Annotated in this window: 15 protein-coding genes and 1 pseudogene; 12 read left to right on the forward strand and 4 right to left on the reverse strand. The window is 64.3% G+C overall.

The features are described 5' to 3' along the window. A pseudogene (locus ACIPIJ_RS05270) lies at positions 1-2,028 on the forward strand (sugar-binding protein); the annotation flags it as partial. 48 nt (positions 2,029-2,076) lie between these two features. Here ACIPIJ_RS05270 and ACIPIJ_RS05275 read toward each other — a convergent pair. Both ACIPIJ_RS05275 and ACIPIJ_RS05280 read right to left on the reverse strand, forming a co-directional pair. Next, positions 2,077-2,487 carry a PA2817 family protein gene (locus ACIPIJ_RS05275; RefSeq protein ID WP_401073463.1) on the reverse strand — a complete coding sequence of 137 codons (411 nt, stop codon included), beginning with the start codon at positions 2,485-2,487 and terminating at the stop codon, positions 2,077-2,079. 48 nt (positions 2,488-2,535) lie between these two features. Beyond that, positions 2,536-4,983 carry an acyl-CoA dehydrogenase gene (locus ACIPIJ_RS05280; RefSeq protein WP_401073465.1) on the reverse strand — a complete coding sequence of 816 codons (2,448 nt, stop codon included), beginning with the start codon at positions 4,981-4,983 and terminating at the stop codon, positions 2,536-2,538. Between the two features lie 182 nt (positions 4,984-5,165). On the opposite strand from ACIPIJ_RS05280, the gene ACIPIJ_RS05285 reads away from it, so the two are divergent. The 3 genes from ACIPIJ_RS05285 to ACIPIJ_RS05295 all read left to right on the forward strand — a co-directional run bounded on the left by ACIPIJ_RS05285 (position 5,166) and on the right by ACIPIJ_RS05295 (position 7,653). After that, positions 5,166-5,789 (forward strand): glutathione S-transferase, encoded by a 624-nt coding sequence (locus tag ACIPIJ_RS05285; RefSeq protein WP_401073467.1) that lies wholly within the window; start codon positions 5,166-5,168, stop codon positions 5,787-5,789. Positions 5,790-5,944: 155 nt separating this feature from the next. After that, positions 5,945-6,877: an ABC transporter ATP-binding protein gene (locus ACIPIJ_RS05290; protein WP_401073470.1), complete on the forward strand. Its 933-nt coding sequence runs from the start codon at positions 5,945-5,947 to the stop codon at positions 6,875-6,877. Then, complete coding sequence (locus tag ACIPIJ_RS05295) at positions 6,874-7,653, forward strand: ABC transporter permease (protein ID WP_401073473.1); 780 nt, start codon at positions 6,874-6,876, stop codon at positions 7,651-7,653. Before ACIPIJ_RS05290 ends, ACIPIJ_RS05295 begins: the two co-directional genes overlap by 4 nt. On the opposite strand, the gene ACIPIJ_RS05300 is transcribed toward ACIPIJ_RS05295, so the two are convergent. Next, the gene (locus ACIPIJ_RS05300; RefSeq protein WP_401073474.1) at positions 7,537-8,175 is read right to left on the reverse strand and encodes a DUF2062 domain-containing protein; all 639 of its coding nucleotides are present in this window, start codon (positions 8,173-8,175) and stop codon (positions 7,537-7,539) included. The two genes, ACIPIJ_RS05295 and ACIPIJ_RS05300, sit on opposite strands and share 117 nt — an antisense overlap. 142 nt (positions 8,176-8,317) lie before the next feature. Between ACIPIJ_RS05300 and ACIPIJ_RS05305 the strand changes: the two genes are divergently transcribed. The 8 genes from ACIPIJ_RS05305 to murB all read left to right on the forward strand — a co-directional run bounded on the left by ACIPIJ_RS05305 (position 8,318) and on the right by murB (position 15,182). Further along, positions 8,318-10,555 (forward strand): DNA internalization-related competence protein ComEC/Rec2, encoded by a 2,238-nt coding sequence (locus ACIPIJ_RS05305; RefSeq protein ID WP_401073477.1) that lies wholly within the window; start codon positions 8,318-8,320, stop codon positions 10,553-10,555. Between the two features lie 80 nt (positions 10,556-10,635). Next, positions 10,636-11,271, forward strand: coding sequence for a MotA/TolQ/ExbB proton channel family protein (locus tag ACIPIJ_RS05310; RefSeq protein WP_401073480.1), 636 nt, complete (start codon positions 10,636-10,638; stop codon positions 11,269-11,271). Beyond that, positions 11,268-11,702, forward strand: a complete 435-nt coding sequence (locus ACIPIJ_RS05315; protein WP_346613709.1) for a biopolymer transporter ExbD — start codon at positions 11,268-11,270, stop codon at positions 11,700-11,702. The genes ACIPIJ_RS05310 and ACIPIJ_RS05315 overlap by 4 nt, the downstream gene beginning before the upstream one ends. Next, a complete protein-coding gene (lpxK, locus tag ACIPIJ_RS05320; RefSeq protein ID WP_401073484.1) occupies positions 11,702-12,712 on the forward strand; it encodes a tetraacyldisaccharide 4'-kinase in 1,011 nt (336 codons plus the stop codon). Before ACIPIJ_RS05315 ends, lpxK begins: the two co-directional genes overlap by 1 nt. A gap of 43 nt (positions 12,713-12,755) precedes the next feature. Beyond that, positions 12,756-12,941, forward strand: a complete 186-nt coding sequence (locus tag ACIPIJ_RS05325; RefSeq protein WP_003247142.1) for a Trm112 family protein — start codon at positions 12,756-12,758, stop codon at positions 12,939-12,941. Then, the gene (kdsB, locus tag ACIPIJ_RS05330; RefSeq protein WP_401073487.1) at positions 12,938-13,702 is read left to right on the forward strand and encodes a 3-deoxy-manno-octulosonate cytidylyltransferase; all 765 of its coding nucleotides are present in this window, start codon (positions 12,938-12,940) and stop codon (positions 13,700-13,702) included. Before ACIPIJ_RS05325 ends, kdsB begins: the two co-directional genes overlap by 4 nt. Then, positions 13,702-14,166 (forward strand): low molecular weight protein-tyrosine-phosphatase, encoded by a 465-nt coding sequence (locus tag ACIPIJ_RS05335; protein ID WP_401073490.1) that lies wholly within the window; start codon positions 13,702-13,704, stop codon positions 14,164-14,166. The genes kdsB and ACIPIJ_RS05335 overlap by 1 nt, the downstream gene beginning before the upstream one ends. Continuing rightward, positions 14,163-15,182 (forward strand): UDP-N-acetylmuramate dehydrogenase, encoded by a 1,020-nt coding sequence (murB, locus tag ACIPIJ_RS05340; protein ID WP_401073492.1) that lies wholly within the window; start codon positions 14,163-14,165, stop codon positions 15,180-15,182. Before ACIPIJ_RS05335 ends, murB begins: the two co-directional genes overlap by 4 nt. Positions 15,183-15,282: 100 nt before the next feature. Here the strand turns inward: murB and rne are convergent, their stop codons facing one another. Further along, entirely contained in the window at positions 15,283-18,570 is a 3,288-nt protein-coding gene (gene rne, locus ACIPIJ_RS05345; protein WP_401073495.1) for a ribonuclease E, read from the reverse strand. Between the last annotated feature and the right edge of the window lie 551 nt (positions 18,571-19,121).

Here is a 19,121-nt window from a genome sequence, read left to right on the forward strand (position 1 = left end):
GATGCGCTGCAGCGGGTCACCAAAGAGATCGTGGCGCCGAACCTGCCGGCCTTCAAGGCCGAGCGCACGTACAGCTACGCCCTGTGCGCCACCGACCAGGACCAGGCCGGGCAAACACGCACCGATGTTCAGGGCGTTGAGACCTACACCAGGTTCGACGGGCTGAATCGGGTTGTGGACGAGAAGCGCCAGGACAACGACTTCTCGGCCGGCACTGTGCGACAGCTCTATACCACGCTCTACGATGCATTCGGGCAGTTGCTGCAAGACGTAAAGACTGACTGGTTGACTGCGAATACCACCGAAGACCTGACGATGACGACTCAGTACGAGTACGACGACTGGGGCACTCAACGTGTGACGGTGAGCCCGGATGGCGTGCGTAGGGTGAGCGAAACCGATCCGATTGGGACCGCCCGTCACAGGGGCGTCATCATCACGCAGTGGAGCGAGCCACGCAGTGGCAGCCTCAAGACGGGTAGAACCATCGTTGACCAGGACCTGTTTGGCAATCCGGTGCAGATCGAACGCAAAAGAAGCGACGGCACCACCCGTGAGAGCGTGCAGGTGAGCGTGCATGATGGTCTCGGCCGTCTGACCATGAAAACACTGGGCATTGGCTCGCAGGCGCGAATCACTGAATACGGGTACGACGCCTTCGACCGTGTGGTGAAAGAGGTGCTGCCTGACAAGTCCGAGGTCATGCGCGAGTATGCTGCGCACAGCCGCGAGGATCTGCCCGTGAGTATCAAGGTCAAGGATGTGCTCAGTGGCTCGACCTTCGAGCTGGGTACGCAAACGTTCGACGGTCTGGGGCGGATGTCGGAAAGTGTCACTGGCGGGCGCAAGCAGGTCTTCAATTACCAGCCCGGGATGAGCAAGCCTCAGACGGTCACCGTGCACAGTGGCGAAGTGATCACTTATGCATACGAGCCTCGTCACACCGACCAGCCAGTCTCGCGTTTGTTGAGCGGGGATGAAAAACGGCGTGCGCAAGGTGTCAGTTATGAGTACCACGGCCAGACTGCACGCTTGTCCTCCTGCAAGGTCGGCGATGAAGCGCTGCTCGTGCGTGAGTACTACACCAACGGCACGATCAAGAGGGAGGAACGGCCCCAATCCGGACTACCCGCTGTACAGTACGGATACAGCCACCTCGGGCTGTTGACGAGCTTCACCACGGTGCTCGGCCAGGTTCAGACCCATGAGTACGACCTCAGCTCGGGGCAGTTGAAAAAGACCACGATAGGTGGGCTGACAACGACCTTCCTTTACGACCTGCTTGGCCGTCTGCTTTCATTCACGACAGCCGAAGCTGGCCAGTCACTGAGAACGGCCCTGACATACGATGATTTTGGGCGTGAGATCACCCGTACGTTCACTTACGGGGGGGTAACCCAGACGCTGACCCAGACGTATTACGATGACGATGCCCTCAATGCCCGGGAGCTCAAGCAATCTACCACGCCATTGCGCAGCGAGACCTTCGTGTATGACCGGCGCCAGCGCTTGACCGACTACACGTGCACTGGCAGTGAACGCCCGCAGGATCAGTATGGTAATTCGATGAAGAGCCAGAAGTTCGAGTTCGATGGCCTGGACAACTTGCGCAAGGTCACCACCGTTCATGATGCCGGTACGAACGTGGCCGAATATGCATTCGCCGCTGATGGTGGCAAGGAAGGCGACCCAGTACAGCTCATGCTGATCACCAACAGCACTTATCCGGACAGGTCGATTGCGCTGGAATATGACCGCAACGGCAACCTGATCCGCGACGAACAGGGCCGGGTGCTCGAATATGATGGTCTCAATCGGCTGCTGAGCGTTAGCGACCCATCGACCAGGCAGGTACTGGCCAGCTATAGCTACGATCCGCTGGATATCCTCACAGCGACGGAGCAGGGGGCAGACAGCGAGCAGCGCTTCTATCAGGGGAATGAGCTGATCAACAGCGTCGGGAGCGCCGGCAAGCGGACCTTCTTCAAGGCGGGTGCGCAGGTACTTGCCGAGCAGCAAGATCAGTAGCGGGGCAGGCAAGCTGCGGCCTGTGCCATGCGGGCCGCAGCATCCTTGTCAATGACGGGTGTCGGGGGCGCCGCCGTTCAGTAGTTGCTTCTCCAGATGCCAGTCGAATGGCTCGTCATTCTGCTCCGCTTCATAACGTCGCTCTTCCAACTGCTGGTACATCGCCAGTTCCTCGTCGGGCATGAAATGCAGGCAGTCGCCGGCGAAGAACCACAGCAGGTCACGCGGCACCAGGTGCGCGATCTGCGGGTAGCGCTGGATCACCTGGCAGATCAGGTCCTGGCCCAGGTACTGGCTTTCCAGCGGGTCCTGCGGCAGCAGGGTCAGCAGTTCGTCGAAGCGTTCAAGGAACAGGGCGTGGCTTTCCTCCGGTACCTGCTCGGCTTCACCCAGGGCGACCAGGATGGTGCGCAAGTGGTTGAGCAGTTGCAGGTGGTATTCCAGGTGGGGGTTGGCCATGGTGGCGGTCCTCGATGAAGTTGAAACGGGCGCGGAGTATACGCGGTATCAGCGCACCTTGCCTTGCTCGGGGAGCAGTTGCTCCTTGTCGAAGGCATCCACATCGATCACCGCCCGCCGAGCCTTTTCTGCCTCGTGCAGCCGCTGGCCTTCCCCTGGCTGCAGCACGCCGATCTCGACCGCCGCATCGATGGCCGACTGCCCGGGCGCTGGTTGCACCTTGCCGTCCTTGATGGCCTGGTGCAGCGCCTTGTGTAGCGGCACTGCTTCGTCCAGCAAATCGCTGGCCCGTTGCAGCGCCGCCACCGGGTCGCCTTCGGCCTGGGGCCTGAAGCAGCCTGCAAGCAGTTCCTCCAGCGCTGGGTCGCCCTTGCTGCGGCCGATCAGCTGCGCCACCTCGGCATCCAGTTCGTCGCTCGGCCCGGTGTGGCGGCGGCCGAAGGGGAATACCAGTACCCGCAGGGCACAGCCGACGAAGCGATTGGGGAAATTGTCGAGCAGGCGGTCCAGGGCGTTTTCCGCCTGGCCCAGGCTTTCTTCCATGGCCCAACGCAGCAAGGGCTGCATGTGCTCCGGCGAGCCCAGGTCGTGATAACGCTTGAGTGCGGCGGAGGACAGGTACAGGTAACTCAGCACATCCCCCAGGCGCGCGCTCAGTCGTTCGCGGCGCTTGAGGGCGCCACCGAGCAGCATCATCGACAGGTCCGCCAGCAGGGCAAAGGCTGCCGCCTGGCGGTTGAGGGCGCGGAAGTAGCCCTGGCTCAGGGCATCACCCGGCACTTTCTCCAGGTGGCCGAGCCCCAGCCCATACACCAGCGTGCTGGCAGCGTTGCCGGCGGCGAACATGATGTGCTTCATCAGCAGGTCATCGAATTCCTTCAGTGCCTGGTCATGGTCCTCGCGCCCGGCCAGGGCCATTTCCTTGAGCACGAACGGGTGGCAGCGGATCGCGCCCTGGCCAAAGATCATCAGGTTGCGCGAAAGGATGTTGGCGCCTTCAACGGTAATGAAGATCGGCGCACCTTGCCAATTGCGGCCCAGGTAGTTGTTCGGGCCCATGATGATGCCTTTGCCGCCATGCACGTCCATGGCGTGCTGGATGCACTCGCGGCCCCGCTCGGTCAGGTGGTACTTGAGGATCGCCGACAGCACCGAGGGTTTTTCGCCCAGGTCCACGGCCTTGGCGGTCAACAGGCGGGCGCTGTCCATCAGCCAGGCATTGCCGCCGATGCGTGCCAGTGATTCCTGGATACCCTCGAAGGCGGCCAGTGGCACGTTGAACTGCTCGCGTATGTTGGCGTACTGGCCGGTGACCAGGCTGGTGTACTTGGCGGCGCCGGTGCCTACGGCGGGCAAGGAGATGGAGCGGCCCACCGACAGGCAGTTCATCAGCATCATCCAGCCCTTGCCGAGCATCGCCTGGCCGCCGATCAGGAAGTCCAGCGGCACGAACACGTCCTTGCCGCTGTTGGGGCCGTTCATGAAGGCTGCGCCCAGCGGCAGGTGGCGCTTGCCGATATCGACGCCCGGGGTGTCGGTGGGGATCAGCGCAAGGCTGATGCCCAGTTCTTCTTCATCGCCCAGCAGGTGGTCGGGGTCGTAGGCCTTGAACGCCAGGCCCAGCAAGGTGGCGACCGGGCCCAGGGTGATGTAGCGCTTCTCCCAGTTCAGACGCAGGCCGACGACCTCTTCGCCGTTCCACTGGCCTTTGCAGATGACCCCGGTATCGGGCATCGCCCCGGCGTCGGAGCCGGCCAGCGGGCCGGTGAGGGCGAAGCAGGGGATGTCATCACCGCGGGCCAGGCGCGGCAGGTAGTGGTTGCGCTGTTCGTCGGTGCCGTAGTGCAGCAGCAGTTCGGCGGGGCCCAGGGAGTTGGGCACCATGACGGTGGAGGCCAGGTCGCCGCTGCGGGTGGCCAGCTTCATCGCCACCTGGGAGTGAGCGTAGGCGGAGAAACCCTTGCCGCCGTATTCCTTGGGAATGATCAGGGCGAAGAAACCATTCTGTTTGATATGGGCCCAGGCTTCGGGCGGCAGGTCGAGGTCCTGGCCGATCTGCCAGTCACTGACCATGGCACACAGCGCTTCTGTGGGGCCATCAATGAAGGCCTGCTCTTCATCGCTAAGCTTTGGCGCCGGGTAGGCGAGCAGCGTGTGCCAGGCCGGGCGGCCGCTGAACAGCTCACCGTCCCACCAGACGGTGCCAGCGTCGATTGCCTCGCGCTCGGTCTGCGACATCGGTGGCAGGGTGCGCTGGAACCATTTGAACACCGGGCCGGTGAGCACCTTGCGGCGCCATTCCGGCAGCGCCACCAGGGCAACCTTGATTGCCAGCACGGCCCAGATCACAGCCAGCAGCCAGCCAGGGGCGCTGCTGAAAATACCCATCAGCAGCACGTAGGCCGCCATGATGCCCAGAATCTGCAAGGGCGCCAGGCGCCGGTGCGTGAGGTATGCCGCGCCAATCACCAGCACCACCAACCACAACAGCAACATAATCGGTCCTCCTTGGAACCAGGGGCTTGAGCCATCCCACAGAGCTTAGACGCAACGCGTTGAACGGCAGTGTCAGAACAGTGACAGGGTGTGGCGGCAGGAGTTTCAGGCCATTGTTGCCTGCACCGGTTGCTTCGCTGTGGAGTAGACTGTCCACCCTCCGCATTCATAAGGACGTTGCCATGCTGAAGATCTGGGGCCGCAAGAATTCGAGCAATGTGCGCAAGGCATTGTGGGTCGCCCATGAACTGGGCCTGGATTTCGAGTCCATCGACGCCGGTGGCGCCTTCGGCGTGGTCAACGAGCCGCACTATCGCGCGCGCAATCCCAATGGCCTGGTGCCGATGCTCGAAGATGGCGACCTGACCCTGTGGGAATCCAACACCATCGTCCGCTACCTCTGCGCCGAATACGGCCAGGAGCAGGGCTGGTACCTGGACGACCCGCGCCAGCGTGCCCTGGCCGACAAGTGGATGGACTGGACCACGTCGTCCTTCGCCACCCCGTTCCGCCCGTTGTTCTGGGGCCTGCTGCGCACGCCTGAAGACCAGCGCGACTGGGTGGCGATCAACGCCGCGCACAAGCAGTGCGCGCAGTTGCTGGCAATCGCCGATGAAACCCTGGCGCATCAGCCGTACCTGTCCGGTGACCAGATCGGCATGGGCGACATCCCATTGGGTAGCTTCGTCTATGCCTGGTTCGAGATGCCCATCGAACGCCCGGCCATGTACCACCTCGAGGCCTGGTACGAGCGCCTCAAGGCCCGCCCGGCCTACCAGGCGGCGGTGATGACCGCGCTGACCTGATCGCTATTTCGGTTATTTCGAACCGTCATTAATAGCCACTATCAATACACATGACTGTACTTGTGCGGCCAGGCCTTGCACCATTGGCCGCACTCACTGCGCCAGTGACCTGCCCTGGCGTGTCCTGCACCTTTTTCTTCGGTAAGTGACCCGCTATGAGTTCCGCCCTGTCCATCCGGCAGCTGACCAAGACCTACGGCAACGGCTTCCAGGCCCTCAAAGGCATCGACCTCGATGTCGCCGAAGGTGACTTCTTTGCCTTGCTCGGCCCCAATGGCGCCGGCAAATCCACCACCATCGGCATTCTCTCGACCCTGGTCAACAAGACCAGCGGCACGGTGAACGTGTTCGGCCACGACCTCGACCGCGAACCTTCGGCGCTCAAGCGCTGCCTGGGCGTGGTGCCGCAGGAATTCAACTTCAACCAGTTCGAGAAAACCTTCGATATCGTCGTCACCCAGGCCGGCTACTACGGTATCCCGCCCAAGCTGGCCAAGGAGCGCGCCGAGCAGTACCTGACCCAACTGGGGCTGTGGGACAAGCGCGACGTGCAGTCGCGTTCGCTGTCCGGCGGCATGAAGCGCCGGCTGATGATTGCTCGGGCGTTGATCCACGAGCCGCGTCTGCTGATCCTCGATGAGCCGACCGCCGGGGTGGACATCGAACTGCGCCGCTCGATGTGGAGCTTTCTCACCGAGCTGAACCAGAAGGGCATCACCATCATCCTGACTACGCACTACCTCGAAGAGGCCGAGCAACTGTGCCGCAACATCGGCATCATCGATCACGGCACCATCGTCGAGAACACCAGCATGCGCCAGCTGCTGGGCAAGCTGCATGTCGAAACGTTTGTTCTTGACCTCAAGCAGGACCTGCCGGCGGCGCCGGTGCTGCAGGGCTACCCGTGCCGGCTGATCACCCCTCACACCCTGGAAGTGCAGGTGGACAAGGACATCGGCATCACCGCGCTGTTCGGCCAACTGGCGTTGCAGAACATCGAAGTGCAGAGCCTGCGCAACAAGACCAACCGACTCGAGGAGCTGTTCGTGTCCCTGGTGGAAAAAAACCTGTCGAAGGTGGCCGTATGAGTGTGGAACTGCGCACCAACTGGGTCGCCCTGAATACCATCGTCTACCGTGAAGTGCGGCGCTTCTTGCGGATCTGGCCGCAGACCCTGCTGCCACCGGCCATCACCATGGTCCTGTACTTCGTCATCTTCGGTAATCTGATTGGCCGGCAGATCGGCGACATGGGTGGTTTCACCTACATGGAGTACATCGTCCCCGGGCTGATCATGATGTCGGTGATCACCAACTCCTACGGCAACGTGGTGTCGAGCTTCTTCGGTAGCAAGTTCCAGCGTTCGATCGAAGAGCTGATGGTGTCGCCGGTTTCGCCGCACATCATTCTCGTGGGTTATGTGCTGGGCGGTGTGCTGCGTGGCCTGGCGGTGGGCGTGATCGTGACCATCCTGTCGCTGTTCTTCACCCACTTGCAGGTGCATCACCTGGGCGTGACCATCGTCGTGGTGCTGTTGACCGCGACCATTTTCTCGCTGCTGGGCTTCGTTAATGCGGTATTTGCCCGCAATTTTGACGATATCTCGATCATCCCGACCTTCGTGCTGACGCCGCTGACCTACCTCGGTGGGGTGTTCTACTCGATCAACCTGCTGCCGCCGTTCTGGCAGACCGTGTCGCTGGCCAACCCGGTGCTGCACATGGTCAACTCGTTCCGCTATGGCATCCTAGGGGTGTCGGACATCAGCATCGGTACGGCGATCACCTTCATGCTGGTTGCCACCGCAGTGCTCTACACCCTGTGCGTTCGCCTGCTGGTCAGCGGCCGCGGCATGCGTGCCTGAGCACTTCTGTGAACACTTGAGCTTGCGCCGGCGCCACTGTCGGCCAATCCACCAGCGCCAGTACAGCAGGGTGGTGAAGTAGGCTGCGATGCCCAGCACGACACCGCAGACCACCGAGCCCAGTAGGAACGGTTGCCACACGGTCGACAGCTGGTCGGTGATCCATTCGAAGGTGAGGTTGTCGGGTAGCGTGCGGGCCGGCGTCTGCAATAGCCACGCGCCGGTCATGTAGGTGACGAAAAACACCGGTGGCATGGTCAGCGGGTTGGTCAGCCAGACCAGGCTGACGGCGATCGGCAGGTTGCCACGCACCGGGATCGCCAATGCTGCCGCCAGCAGCATCTGCATGGGGATGGGGATCAGCGCAGCGAACAGGCCCACGCCCATGGCCCGCGCCACCGAATGGCGGTTGAGGTGCCAGAGGTTCGGGTCGTGCAGCAGCTTGCCGAAGAAGCGCAGCGACTTGTGTTCCCGAATGCTGGTCGGGTCCGGCATGTAGCGTTTGAAAAGGCGGCGCGGCATGTAGGCTCCCGGAGCGTTGATCGAGGCAGTATGCCTTGATTCCCTCTCAGCCTTGTTCAGAGTTTGTGACAATTGTTGAGCGAGCCTGGGCGGCTTTTCGGCTATGCCTGAATAAGCGATTCCGCTTCTGGAGCTCTACCTCATGCGCACAGGGATGTTTGCGCTCGCGCTCGGGCTGTTGTGCCTGGGCTTCTTTCCGTCATTGCCATCGGTCGGATGGCTGTTGCTGCTGCTTGTGGGCGGGCTGGCTTGCCTGTGCACGCGGCTGTGGCCGATCGGCTGCTTCGCGCTGGGGCTGTGCTGGGCCTGCGGGTCGGCGCAGCAGGCCCTGGACGACCGGCTGGCCCCTGGCCTGGATGGCCGCACCGTATGGCTGGAGGGCCGCGTGGTCGGGTTGCCGACCGCCACCGCGCACGGTGTGCGCTTCACGCTCGAACAGCCGCAATCGCGCCGGGCCGAGTTGCCGCAACGTCTGCTGTTGACCTGGTTCGATGGCCCGCCGGTGCGAGCCGGTGAGCGCTGGCGCCTGGCAGTCACGTTGCAGCGCCCGGCCGGGTTGCTCAACCCCCATGGGCCGGACCGTGAGGCGCAATTGCTGGCGCGGCGGGTCGGCGCGACCGGCACGGTCAAGGCAGGTCATGTGCTGGAAGCGTTCAGCCCGGGCTGGCGGGACGCGCTGCGCCAGCGCCTGCTGGCCGTCGACGCCAATGGCCGAGAGGCAGCACTGGTGGCGCTGGTGCTCGGCGATGGCGCCGGCCTTGCCCGCGAGGACTGGCAGGTGCTGCAGGCCACCGGCACGGTGCACCTGTTGGTGATCTCGGGGCAGCACATCGGCCTGGTTGCCGGTTTGCTCTATGCCCTGGTCGCAGGCCTTGCGCGCTGGGGCTTGTGGCCACCCAGGGTGGCCTGGCTGCCGTGGGCCTGTGGCCTGGCGCTGGCGGCAGCACTGGCCTACGGTTGGCTGGCCGGTGCTGGCGTGCCCGTGCAGCGTGCCTGCCTGATGCTGGCGGTGGTGCTGGCCTGGCGCCTGCGCTTTCGTCATCTGGGGGCAGCATTCCCTTTGTTGCTGGCACTCGATGGGGTGCTCATCATCGAGCCTCTGGCGCCATTGCTGCCAGGTTTCTGGTTGTCGTTTGCCGCGGTGGCGATCCTTGTCTACTGCTTCAGCGCGCGCCTTGGCCGGTGGCGGCCCTGGCAGGCATGGACCCGCGCCCAGTGGGTGATAGCCATCGGCTTGTTGCCGGTGCTGCTGGCCACGGGCTTGCCGATCAGCCTGAGTGCTCCCTTGGCCAACCTGCTGGCGGTGCCGTGGATCAGCCTGGCGGTGTTGCCGCTGGCCTTGCTCGGTACGTTGCTGTTGCCACTGGGCGGCGTGGGGGAGGCGCTGTTATGGCTGGCGGGTGGTTTGCTGGAGGTCCTGTTCCAGCTGCTGGCCCTGGTTGCCGGCTGGCGGCCAGCGTGGTTGCCGCCTGCGCTGCCGGGCTGGGCGTGGCTGCTGGTCGGCTTTGGCGCGCTGCTGGTGTTGCTGCCTGCCGGTGTGCCGCTGCGGGCGCTGGGCGCGGTCATGCTGCTGGCGTTGTGGGTGCCGAGGGCGCTTGTGCCGCAAGGGCAGGTGGAAGTCTGGCAATTGGATGTAGGGCAAGGCCTGGCGCTGTTGTTGCGCACGCCCAATCACAGCCTGCTGTACGACGCCGGGCCGGCGCGGGGCGACAGTGACCTGGGCGAACGGGTGGTGTTGCCGGCGCTGCACAAGCTGGGCGTGCGCCAACTGGACTTGATGCTGATCAGCCATGCCCATGCCGACCATGCGGGCGGAGCGCTTGCGGTTTTTCGCGGGTTACGGGTCGACCGGGTGCTCAGCGGTGAGCCGCAGGACTTGCCGGCGGGCCTGGATGCCCGGCCCTGCACCAGCGGCGAGAGCTGGGAGTGGGATGGCGTGCGCTTTTCACTGTGGCGATGGGCCGAAGGACAGAGCAGCAATGATCGCTCCTGTGTATTGCTGGTCGAGGCAAAGGGTGAGCGGCTGCTGCTGGCCGCAGACCTGGAGGCGGGCGCCGAACGGGCCTGGCTGGCGGCGAACGAGGCGCCGGCGGTCGATTGGTTGCAGGCGCCGCATCACGGCAGCCGTACCTCGTCGACCGAGGCGTTCATCCGTGCGACGGCGCCACGTGGCGTATTGATTTCCCGAGGGCGCAACAATGGCTTTGGTCACCCGCATGCGCAGGTCATCGAGCGTTATCGGCGCCATGCCCTGGCGATCCACGATACGGCGGTGGAAGGGGCGTTGCGGTTGATGCTGGGCAGCCATGGCGAGGTCGAGGGGCTGCGGCTGCAGCGTAAGTTCTGGCGTGACCCTGCACCAGAATCCGGCGATGGCTGAACAATTCCCTGACCTTCGGCAGATGAGCACCCTGCGCGCCTATGTTAGAGTGGCGGCCTTTTTCCAAAGGGGCGTTTACTGTGTGGGAATTGGTCAAGTCCGGTGGTTGGATGATGCTGCCAATCATTCTGAGTTCCATCGCTGCCATGGCTATCGTCGTCGAGCGCCTGTGGACCCTGCGCGCCAGCCGCGTTACCCCGCCGCATCTGCTGGGGCAGGTGTGGATGTGGATCAAGGACAAGCAACTCACCAGTGACAAGCTTAAGGCTTTGCGCGCCGATTCGCCGTTGGGCGAGATCCTTGCGGCAGGCCTTGCCAACTCGCGCCATGGTCGCGAGATCATGAAAGAGTGCATCGAGGAGGCTGCTTCGCGGGTCATCCACGAACTCGAGCGTTACATCAGCACCCTCGGCACCATCGCCGCCATGGCGCCGCTGCTCGGCCTGCTCGGCACCGTGCTGGGCATGATCGACATCTTCAGCGCCTTCATGGGCTCGCAAATGACCGCCAACGCCTCGGTGCTGGCCGGTGGTATCTCCAAGGCGCTGGTCACCACTGCGGCCGGCCTGATGGTCGGCATTCCTGCGGTGTTCTTCCACCGCTTCCTGCTGCGCCGCATCGATGAGCTGGTGGTGGGCATGGAGCAGGAGGCGATCAAGCTGGTGGAAGTGATCCAGGGCGACCGCGAAGTCGAAGTGGCTGGAGACAAGGCGTGAAGTTCCGGCGCAACCGCCAGCGTGAGAACGTCGACATCAACCTGGCGTCGCTGATCGACGTGGTGTTCGTGCTGCTGCTGTTCTTCGTGGTTACCACCACCTTCACCCGCGAGACCCAGCTGCGCGTCGAGCTGCCCGAGGCGGCCAGCGCCGAGCAGCCTTCGGCGGACCAGGACAAGCTGGTGGAGGTCACCATCAGCGCCGACGGTGTGTATTCGGTGAACAACCACCTGCTGCCAAAGAGCGACCTGGCCACCCTGACCGAAGCGATCGAGCGCGAATCCGGCGGTGACAACAAACTGCCGCTGGCGATCAGTGCCGACGGCAAAACCCCGCACCAGGCCGTGATCACTGCGATGGATGCCGCCGGCAAGCTCGGTTTCAGCCACCTGCGCATGACCACCGTCGAGGCTGCCCAGGGGACACCTTGATGGCGCTCGCCGATCGCTTGCTAGCCGCCTGGTACGCCGGGCACCCGGCCTTGGCGCTGCTGCGCCCGCTCGAAGCACTCTACCGCCGCGTGGTGGTGCGCAAGCGCGCGCGTTTTCTCAGTGGCGAGAGTGCCAGCTACCGTGCCCCGGTGCCGGTCATCGTGGTGGGCAACATCACCGTCGGCGGTACCGGCAAGACACCGATGATCCTCTGGCTGATCGAGCATTGTCGGCGCCAGGGGCTGAAGGTCGGTGTAGTCAGCCGGGGTTATGGCGCCAAGCCGCCGCAATTGCCCTGGCGGGTCGAGGCGCAGCACAACGCCGAACAGGCCGGTGACGAGCCCTTGCTGATCGTCCAGCGCACGGGGGTGGCGCTGATGATCGACCCGGATCGCTCCCGTGCTGTTCGGGCCCTGCTGGCCAGTGAGTCGCTGGACCTGATCCTGTGCGACGACGGCATGCAGCACTACCGCCTGGCACGCGACCTTGAACTGGTGCTGATCGATGCGGCACGTGGCCTGGGCAACGGCCGTTGCCTGCCGGCTGGGCCGCTGCGTGAGCCGGCCGAGCGCCTGCAGGCGGCTGACGCGGTGCTGTTCAACGGCGCCAGCGCTGATTGCCCCGAAGGCTTCGGCTTCCGCCTGCAGCCCAGCGCCCTGGTCAACGTGCGCAGCGGTGAGCGCCGCGCGCTCGACCATTTCCCAGCGGGCCAACGCCTGCACGCGGTCGCCGGCATCGGCAACCCGCAACGTTTCTTCAATACCCTGCTAGGGCTAAACTGGCAGCCGATACCGCATCCGTTCGCCGACCACGCGCAGTTCAGCGCGCAAAGCCTGGCTTTCAGCCCGCCGCTGCCGTTGGTGATGACCGAGAAGGATGCGGTGAAATGCCGGGCCTTCGCCGCCGACGACTGGTGGTACCTGGCCGTCGAAGCGCAGCCTACGCCGGCCTTCAGTGACTGGTTCGACAGCCAGCTGCAACGCTTGCTGCCGGGGCATTACAAGCCCTGAGCCCCTTTCCAATTTCTGGCCACCTGGCCTCAAGGACGCTTTCATGGACACCAAACTGCTCGATATCCTCGCTTGCCCGATCACCAAGGGCCCGCTCAAGCTCAGCGCTGACAAGACCGAGCTGATCAGCAAGGGCGCGGGCCTGGCTTACCCGATCCGCGACGGCATCCCGGTGATGCTCGAAAGCGAGGCGCGTACCCTGACCGACGACGAGCGTCTGGACAAATGAGCCTGAACTTCACCGTGGTGATTCCCGCTCGGCTGCGCTCCACGCGCCTGCCGGGCAAGCCGTTGCTGCTGATCGCCGGCAAGCCGATGGTGCAGCACGTCTGGGAGCAAGCGCGCAAAAGCGGCGCCAGCCGTGTGGTCATTGCCACTGACGACGCCAGTATTTTCGAGGCCTGCCAGGCCTTCGGCGGCGAAGTGCTAATGACCCGCGCCGACCATGAATCGGGCACCGACCGCCTGGCCGAAGTGGCCACGCAGCTGGGGTTGGCTGCTGATGAGATCGTGGTCAACGTCCAGGGTGACGAGCCGTTGATTCCACCGGTGATCATTGACCAGGTTGCCGCCAATCTGGCCGCCCATCCTGAAGCCGGTATCGCCACCTTGGCGGAGCCGATCCATGACCCGGAAACCGTGTTCAACCCTAATGCGGTCAAGGTGGTCAGTGACAAGCACGGCTTGGCCCTGACCTTCAGCCGCGCGCCGCTGCCGTGGGCGCGCGATGCCTTCGCCAAGGGCCGCGAGCAACTGCCGGAGAGCGTGCCGTATCGCCGCCACATCGGCATGTATGCCTACCGCGTCGGCTTCCTCCAGGATTTCGTCAGCTGGGGCCCTTGCTGGCTCGAGCAGACCGAAGCGCTGGAGCAGTTGCGCGCACTGTGGCACGGCGTGCGTATTCACGTGGAAGACGCCATCGAGGCGCCTGCCGTCGGTGTCGATACCCCGCAAGACCTTGAGCGCGTGCGGCGCTTGCTGGAGGCCTGATGCGCGTCCTGTTCGTTTGCCTGGGCAATATCTGCCGCTCGCCGACCGCCGAGGGGGTGCTGCGCCATCAGCTGCAAGCCGCTGGTCTGGCTGAGCAGGTCCATGTGGCGTCAGCGGGTACCGGTGACTGGCATGTGGGCAAGGCGCCTGACAGCCGTACCTGCAAGGCGGCGCTGGCGAGGGGCTATGACCTGTCGCAGCAGCGCGCCCAGCAGGTCAAGGCGTCGCATTTTGCCGGGTACGACCTGATCCTGGCCATGGATGAAAGCAACCTCGGGCACCTGCGCGCCCTGCGTCCGCACACCGCAGTCGGCGAACTCGACCTGTTCCTGCGCCGCTATGGCGCCGCCGTGGATGAAGTGCCGGACCCCTACTACGGCGGTACAGAGGGTTTCGAGCAGGTGCTGGACCTGATCGAGGCTGCCTGCCGTGAGCTGGTCGTGGAAATCAAGGGGCGGTTATGACGGCGCACTGGCAGGAGCAGGTATCGCTCAAGCCTTACAACACCTTCGGCATCGACGTGAAAGCCCGCTATTTCACCCAGGCGCACAACGACGAAGACGTGCGCGAGGCGCTTGAGCAAGCGCGCCAGCGTGAGGTCGCGGTGCTGGTGATCGGCGGTGGCAGCAACCTGCTGCTGACCCGTGATATCGACGCGCTGGTGCTGCACGTGGCCAGCCGCGGCCGTCGCGTGCTGAGCGATGAAGCGGGCCGGGTGGTGGTCGAGGCTGAAGCCGGTGAGCCCTGGCACCCGTTTGTGCAATGGTCGCTGCAACAAGGCCTGTGCGGCCTGGAAAACCTCAGTCTTATCCCAGGCACCGTGGGTGCTGCGCCGATGCAGAACGTGGGGGCCTACGGGGTCGAGATCAAGGACGTGTTTGCCGGGCTCACGGCGCTTGACCGCGAGACCGGCGAGCTGCGCGACTTCAGCCTGGAGGAGTGCGCCTTCGGTTACCGTGACAGCCTGTTCAAGCGCAATGCCGGGCGCTGGTTGATCCTGCGCGTGCGTTTTGCCTTGAGCCGCACCTTGCAGCCTCACCTGGACTACGGTCCGGTGCGCCAGCGCTTGGCAGAGCAAAGCGTCCAGGCGCCGACCGCGCAGCAGATCAGCGATGCCATTTGCAGTATTCGCCGTGAAAAGCTGCCCGACCCGGCTGAGCTGGGAAATGCCGGGAGCTTCTTCAAGAACCCTGTGGTGCCTGCTGCGCTGGTGGCGCGAATTCGTGCGCAGTACCCGGGCGTGGTGGCGTATCCCCAGGCGGATGGCCAGGTGAAGCTGGCTGCAGGCTGGTTGATCGAGCAGGCTGCCTGGAAAGGCTATCGCGATGGCGATGCCGGGGTGCACCGCTTGCAGTCCTTGGTGCTGGTCAATTATGGCCAGGCGAGCGGGGCGCAGTTGCACGGCCTGGCGCAGCGCATACAGGCGGATATCCTGGAAAAGTTCGGGGTTGAGCTGGAAATGGAGCCCAACCTGTACTGATTGCTGGGCCTGTGTCCGCGCAGCGATCGACACAAATCACCCGCCAAGAAAAAGCCCCGCCAGTTCGCACTGGCGGGGCTTTTTCATTCAGCCGTGGCTATCAACCGTGATGAGGCTTGTGCTCATCGGCGGTTTCCAGCGCTGGCTCGCCGGCAGCAGCGGCAGCTTCCTGCGCGGCTTTGGCAGCGGCTTCGGCTTCACGCTTGCGGCGACGCACTTCACGTGGGTCGTTAGGTGCGCGGCCGTTAGCCAGCATGACGGTGGCGGCTTCGACTGCTGCCGGTGCTTCCACCGGGGCAGGCTCGACAACCTCAGGTGCTGCTTCGACAGCAACCGGGGCGGCCTCTACAACCGCTTCGGGCTGGGCTTCGACGACAGCGGCAGGCTGCTCGACAACCGGAGCTTCTTCAACGACTGCAGGCACTTTCTCGGCTTCAACTGCCTCGACAACTGGCGCTTCGACAGGTGCCTCGACAGGCGCCTCGGCAACCACTACCGGCTCGGCTGCTGGGGCTGCGTCGGTAACGCGCTGCGGTGCAGCGTCGACGACAGGCTCGGCACTGGCTTCGATCACGGCGACCGGCTCGCTGACTGGCTGCTCGACCACTGGCGCGATTGCAACTTCCTCGGCCTGGGCAACCACTTCAACCTGCTCGGCGGGCTGAGCCGCTTCGCTGTTGTCGGTGACAGCTGTTTCGGCGCTGGCGCGTTCGGCTTGCTGATTGGCTTCAGCTTCGGCGTTGGCGCTGATGTTGCTGCTAGCGACTGCGGCGGTAACGGCCAGGCCGGCGGCCAGTTCTGCACCCAGCTCGGTGGCCTGGTGCTGTTGTGGCTGCTCGTCGCTGCCTTCTTCGTCGCTGCCTTCGATCAGATCGCCATTGGCATTGCGCTGGCGCTCACGACGGTTGCTGCGACGACGTTGACCGCGGGAGCGGCGGCGTGGGCGCTCGTCATCGGAGCCTTCCTGCTCGTCCTGCAGCAACTCTTCGTTCGGCAGTTGCTCTTCGGCGAGCTCGGCAGCCTTCTCGGTGGCCTGTTCGGCTTCCAGTGGCTGGCGCTCTTCGCGCGCTGGGCGTGGCTGGCGTTCTTCGCGAGGCGCACGCTCTTCACGTGGGGCGCGTTCTTCGCGAGGTGCACGCTCTTCACGTGGGGCGCGTTCTTCGCGAGGTGCACGCTCTTCACGTGGGGCGCGCTCTTCGCGAGGTGCACGCTCTTCACGTGGGGCGCGCTCTTCACGCGGTGCGCGTTCTTCACGCGGTGCGCGTTCTTCGCGAGGCGCGCGTTCTTCACGTGGCTGGCGCTCTTCACGGGCTGCCGGTGCCGCATCCAGCGGTTCGCGCAGTTCGCGGACCCGCTCCTCACGGTTGCCGCGACGGTCTTCGCGTGGCTGGCGTGGGGCGCGTTCCTCGCGTGGCGCGCGCTCTTCACGCGGTGCACGCTCTTCGCGTGGTGCACGTTCTTCACGCGGTGCGCGTTCTTCGCGCGGCTGGCGCTCTTCACGCGGGGCGCGCTCGGCGCGCTCTTCGCGTGGCTTGCGCTCTTCGTCGCGGCGGCCGTTACGGTTGCGGCTCTGCTGACGGCCGTTACGACGCTCTTCGTTGCGCTGGGTGCGCTCGGTAGCAGGCTTCTCGGCAGCAACGACTGGCGCGGCTGCAGGCTCTTCCTTGGCGGCGAACAGGCTGACCAGCGACTTCACCAGGCCTTTGAACAGGCTTGGCTCCGGCACGCTTGGTGCTGGCGCTGCAGGCGCGGCGGGCTGCTGCTCTTCGACAGCGCTCGGCACCGGGGCATTGGCGCGGGCCGGCGCGGTCTTGACCGCGGCTTCCTGGCGAACCAGGGTGCGGGTGGCGGTCGGTTGCGGCGCTTCTTCGGTTTCGGTGGCGGCGATCTCGTAGCTGGACTGGTTGTTCAGCACTTCCGGGTTGTCGTCGCGCAGGCGCTGGACTTCGAAATGCGGGGTTTCCAGGTGATCGTTCGGCAGAATGATGATGCGCGCACGGGTGCGCAGTTCGATCTTGGTGATCGAGTTGCGTTTCTCGTTGAGCAGGAATGCGGCCACCGGGATCGGAACCTGGGCGCGCACCTCGGCGGTGCGGTCTTTCAGGGCTTCTTCTTCGATCAGGCGCAGGATGGCCAGCGACAGCGACTCGACGTCACGGATGATGCCGGTGCCCGAGCAGCGAGGGCAGACGATACCGCTGCTTTCGCCCAGCGATGGGCGCAGGCGCTGGCGGGACATCTCCAGCAGGCCGAAGCGCGAGATGCGGCCCACCTGGACGCGGGCGCGGTCGGCCTCGAGGCATTCGCGCACGCGTTCTTCCACGGCGCGCTGGTTCTTCGCCGGGGTCATGTCGATGAAGTCGATGACGATCAGGCCGCCGATGTCACGCAGGCGCAGTTGGCGGGCGATTTCCTCGGCCGCTTCCAGGTTGGTCTGCAGTGCGGTTTCCTCGATGTCGCTGCCCTTGGTGGCGCGCGCCGAGTTGATGTCGATGGAAACCAGGGCCTCGGTCGGGTCGATCACGATCGAGCCGCCGGACGGCAGGTCGACCACGCGCTGGAAGGCGGTCTCGATCTGGCTTTCGATCTGGAAGCGGTTGAACAGCGGCACGCTGTCTTCGTACAGCTTGACCTTGCTGGCGTACTGCGGCATCACCTGGCGGATGAAGGTCAGGGCTTCTTCCTGGGCGTCGATGCTGTCGATCAGCACTTCGCCGATGTCCTGGCGCAGGTAGTCGCGGATAGCGCGGATGATGACGTTGCTTTCCTGATAGATCAGGAACGGAGCGGCGCGGTCCAGGGACGCTTCCTTGATGGCGGTCCACAGCTGCAGCAGGTAGTCGAGGTCCCACTGCATTTCTTCGCTGCTGCGGCCAAGGCCGGCGGTGCGCACGATCAGGCCCATGTCGCCCGGCACGGTCAGGCCGTTGAGGGCTTCGCGCAGTTCGTTGCGCTCTTCGCCTTCGATGCGGCGGGAGATGCCGCCGGCACGCGGGTTGTTCGGCATCAGCACCAGGTAGCGGCCGGCCAGGCTGATGAACGTGGTCAGGGCGGCGCCTTTGTTGCCGCGCTCTTCCTTCTCGACCTGGACGATGACTTCCTGGCCTTCGCTCAGGACTTCCTTGATGTTGACCCGGCCTTCAGGGGCTTTCTTGAAGTATTCGCGGGAGATTTCTTTCAACGGCAGGAAGCCGTGACGTTCGGAGCCGAAGTCGACGAAGGCGGCTTCGAGGCTGGGCTCGATCCGGGTGATCTTGCCTTTGTAGATGTTGGCCTTTTTCTGCTCACGCGCGCCGGACTCGATGTCCAGGTCGTAGAGACGTTGGCCGTCCACCAGGGCTACACGCAACTCTTCGGGTTGAGTTGCGTTAATCAGCATTCTTTTCATGTTGTACCGTCGGTTTCCGGGCTGCCGGAAACGGCGTTCGGCACACACGACGTCTCATGGTCGGTGCCAAGGTGCGCAAAGGGTGGCCGGGCCACCCCCGTGTCGAGCGACGTTCGGCACCAGCCGGTTGCCCAGCCTGCCGTTGTCGCGACGACGCGTCCTGTTTGCTGCGGTGCCAAGAGGCCCCTGCGGTATCTGCAGAGATATCCGAATCGATATCCGAATCAACCCAGCAGGCCTCGTGCACTCAGTCAGGAGGAGGAATCAACCGTCAGCCGTGGACGCCCGAGGGGCATCTGTTCAGGACCTTATCCGCTCGCCGGCCATTCACTGGGCCGGTGGCCGGACGCGGTGCTACACGGTCCGAGGGCTGTGCATCTCCACCCTGCACGTATCCCTGATAATTCGGGTGCTGCCGCGCGCTGAATCCGCAACGGGTTGCATTTTTCGCCAGCGCTGGTTCTGCGCTGACGCCATTCATGTCCAAGGCAGGTATTTCCGAAGCATTCGCCGGGCGTTGCGTGGAAGCGACGGGGCGGGCAGAGGTGCAG

Source organism: Pseudomonas sp. NPDC087185 (genome assembly GCF_044744955.1).
Classification (GTDB): Bacteria; Pseudomonadota; Gammaproteobacteria; order Pseudomonadales; family Pseudomonadaceae; genus Aquipseudomonas.

Coding starts and splice junctions, on each gene's coding strand:
- ACIPIJ_RS05275 (WP_401073463.1), bottom strand. CDS start 2,487: ATGGCCAACCCCCACCTGGAATACCACCTGCAACTGCTCAACCACTTG.
- ACIPIJ_RS05280 (WP_401073465.1), bottom strand. CDS start 4,983: ATGTTGCTGTTGTGGTTGGTGGTGCTGGTGATTGGCGCGGCATACCTC.
- ACIPIJ_RS05285 (WP_401073467.1), top strand. CDS start 5,166: ATGCTGAAGATCTGGGGCCGCAAGAATTCGAGCAATGTGCGCAAGGCA.
- ACIPIJ_RS05290 (WP_401073470.1), top strand. CDS start 5,945: ATGAGTTCCGCCCTGTCCATCCGGCAGCTGACCAAGACCTACGGCAAC.
- ACIPIJ_RS05295 (WP_401073473.1), top strand. CDS start 6,874: ATGAGTGTGGAACTGCGCACCAACTGGGTCGCCCTGAATACCATCGTC.
- ACIPIJ_RS05300 (WP_401073474.1), bottom strand. CDS start 8,175: ATGCCGCGCCGCCTTTTCAAACGCTACATGCCGGACCCGACCAGCATT.
- ACIPIJ_RS05305 (WP_401073477.1), top strand. CDS start 8,318: ATGCGCACAGGGATGTTTGCGCTCGCGCTCGGGCTGTTGTGCCTGGGC.
- lpxK (WP_401073484.1), top strand. CDS start 11,702: ATGGCGCTCGCCGATCGCTTGCTAGCCGCCTGGTACGCCGGGCACCCG.
- ACIPIJ_RS05325 (WP_003247142.1), top strand. CDS start 12,756: ATGGACACCAAACTGCTCGATATCCTCGCTTGCCCGATCACCAAGGGC.
- kdsB (WP_401073487.1), top strand. CDS start 12,938: ATGAGCCTGAACTTCACCGTGGTGATTCCCGCTCGGCTGCGCTCCACG.
- ACIPIJ_RS05335 (WP_401073490.1), top strand. CDS start 13,702: ATGCGCGTCCTGTTCGTTTGCCTGGGCAATATCTGCCGCTCGCCGACC.
- murB (WP_401073492.1), top strand. CDS start 14,163: ATGACGGCGCACTGGCAGGAGCAGGTATCGCTCAAGCCTTACAACACC.
- rne (WP_401073495.1), bottom strand. CDS start 18,570: ATGAAAAGAATGCTGATTAACGCAACTCAACCCGAAGAGTTGCGTGTA.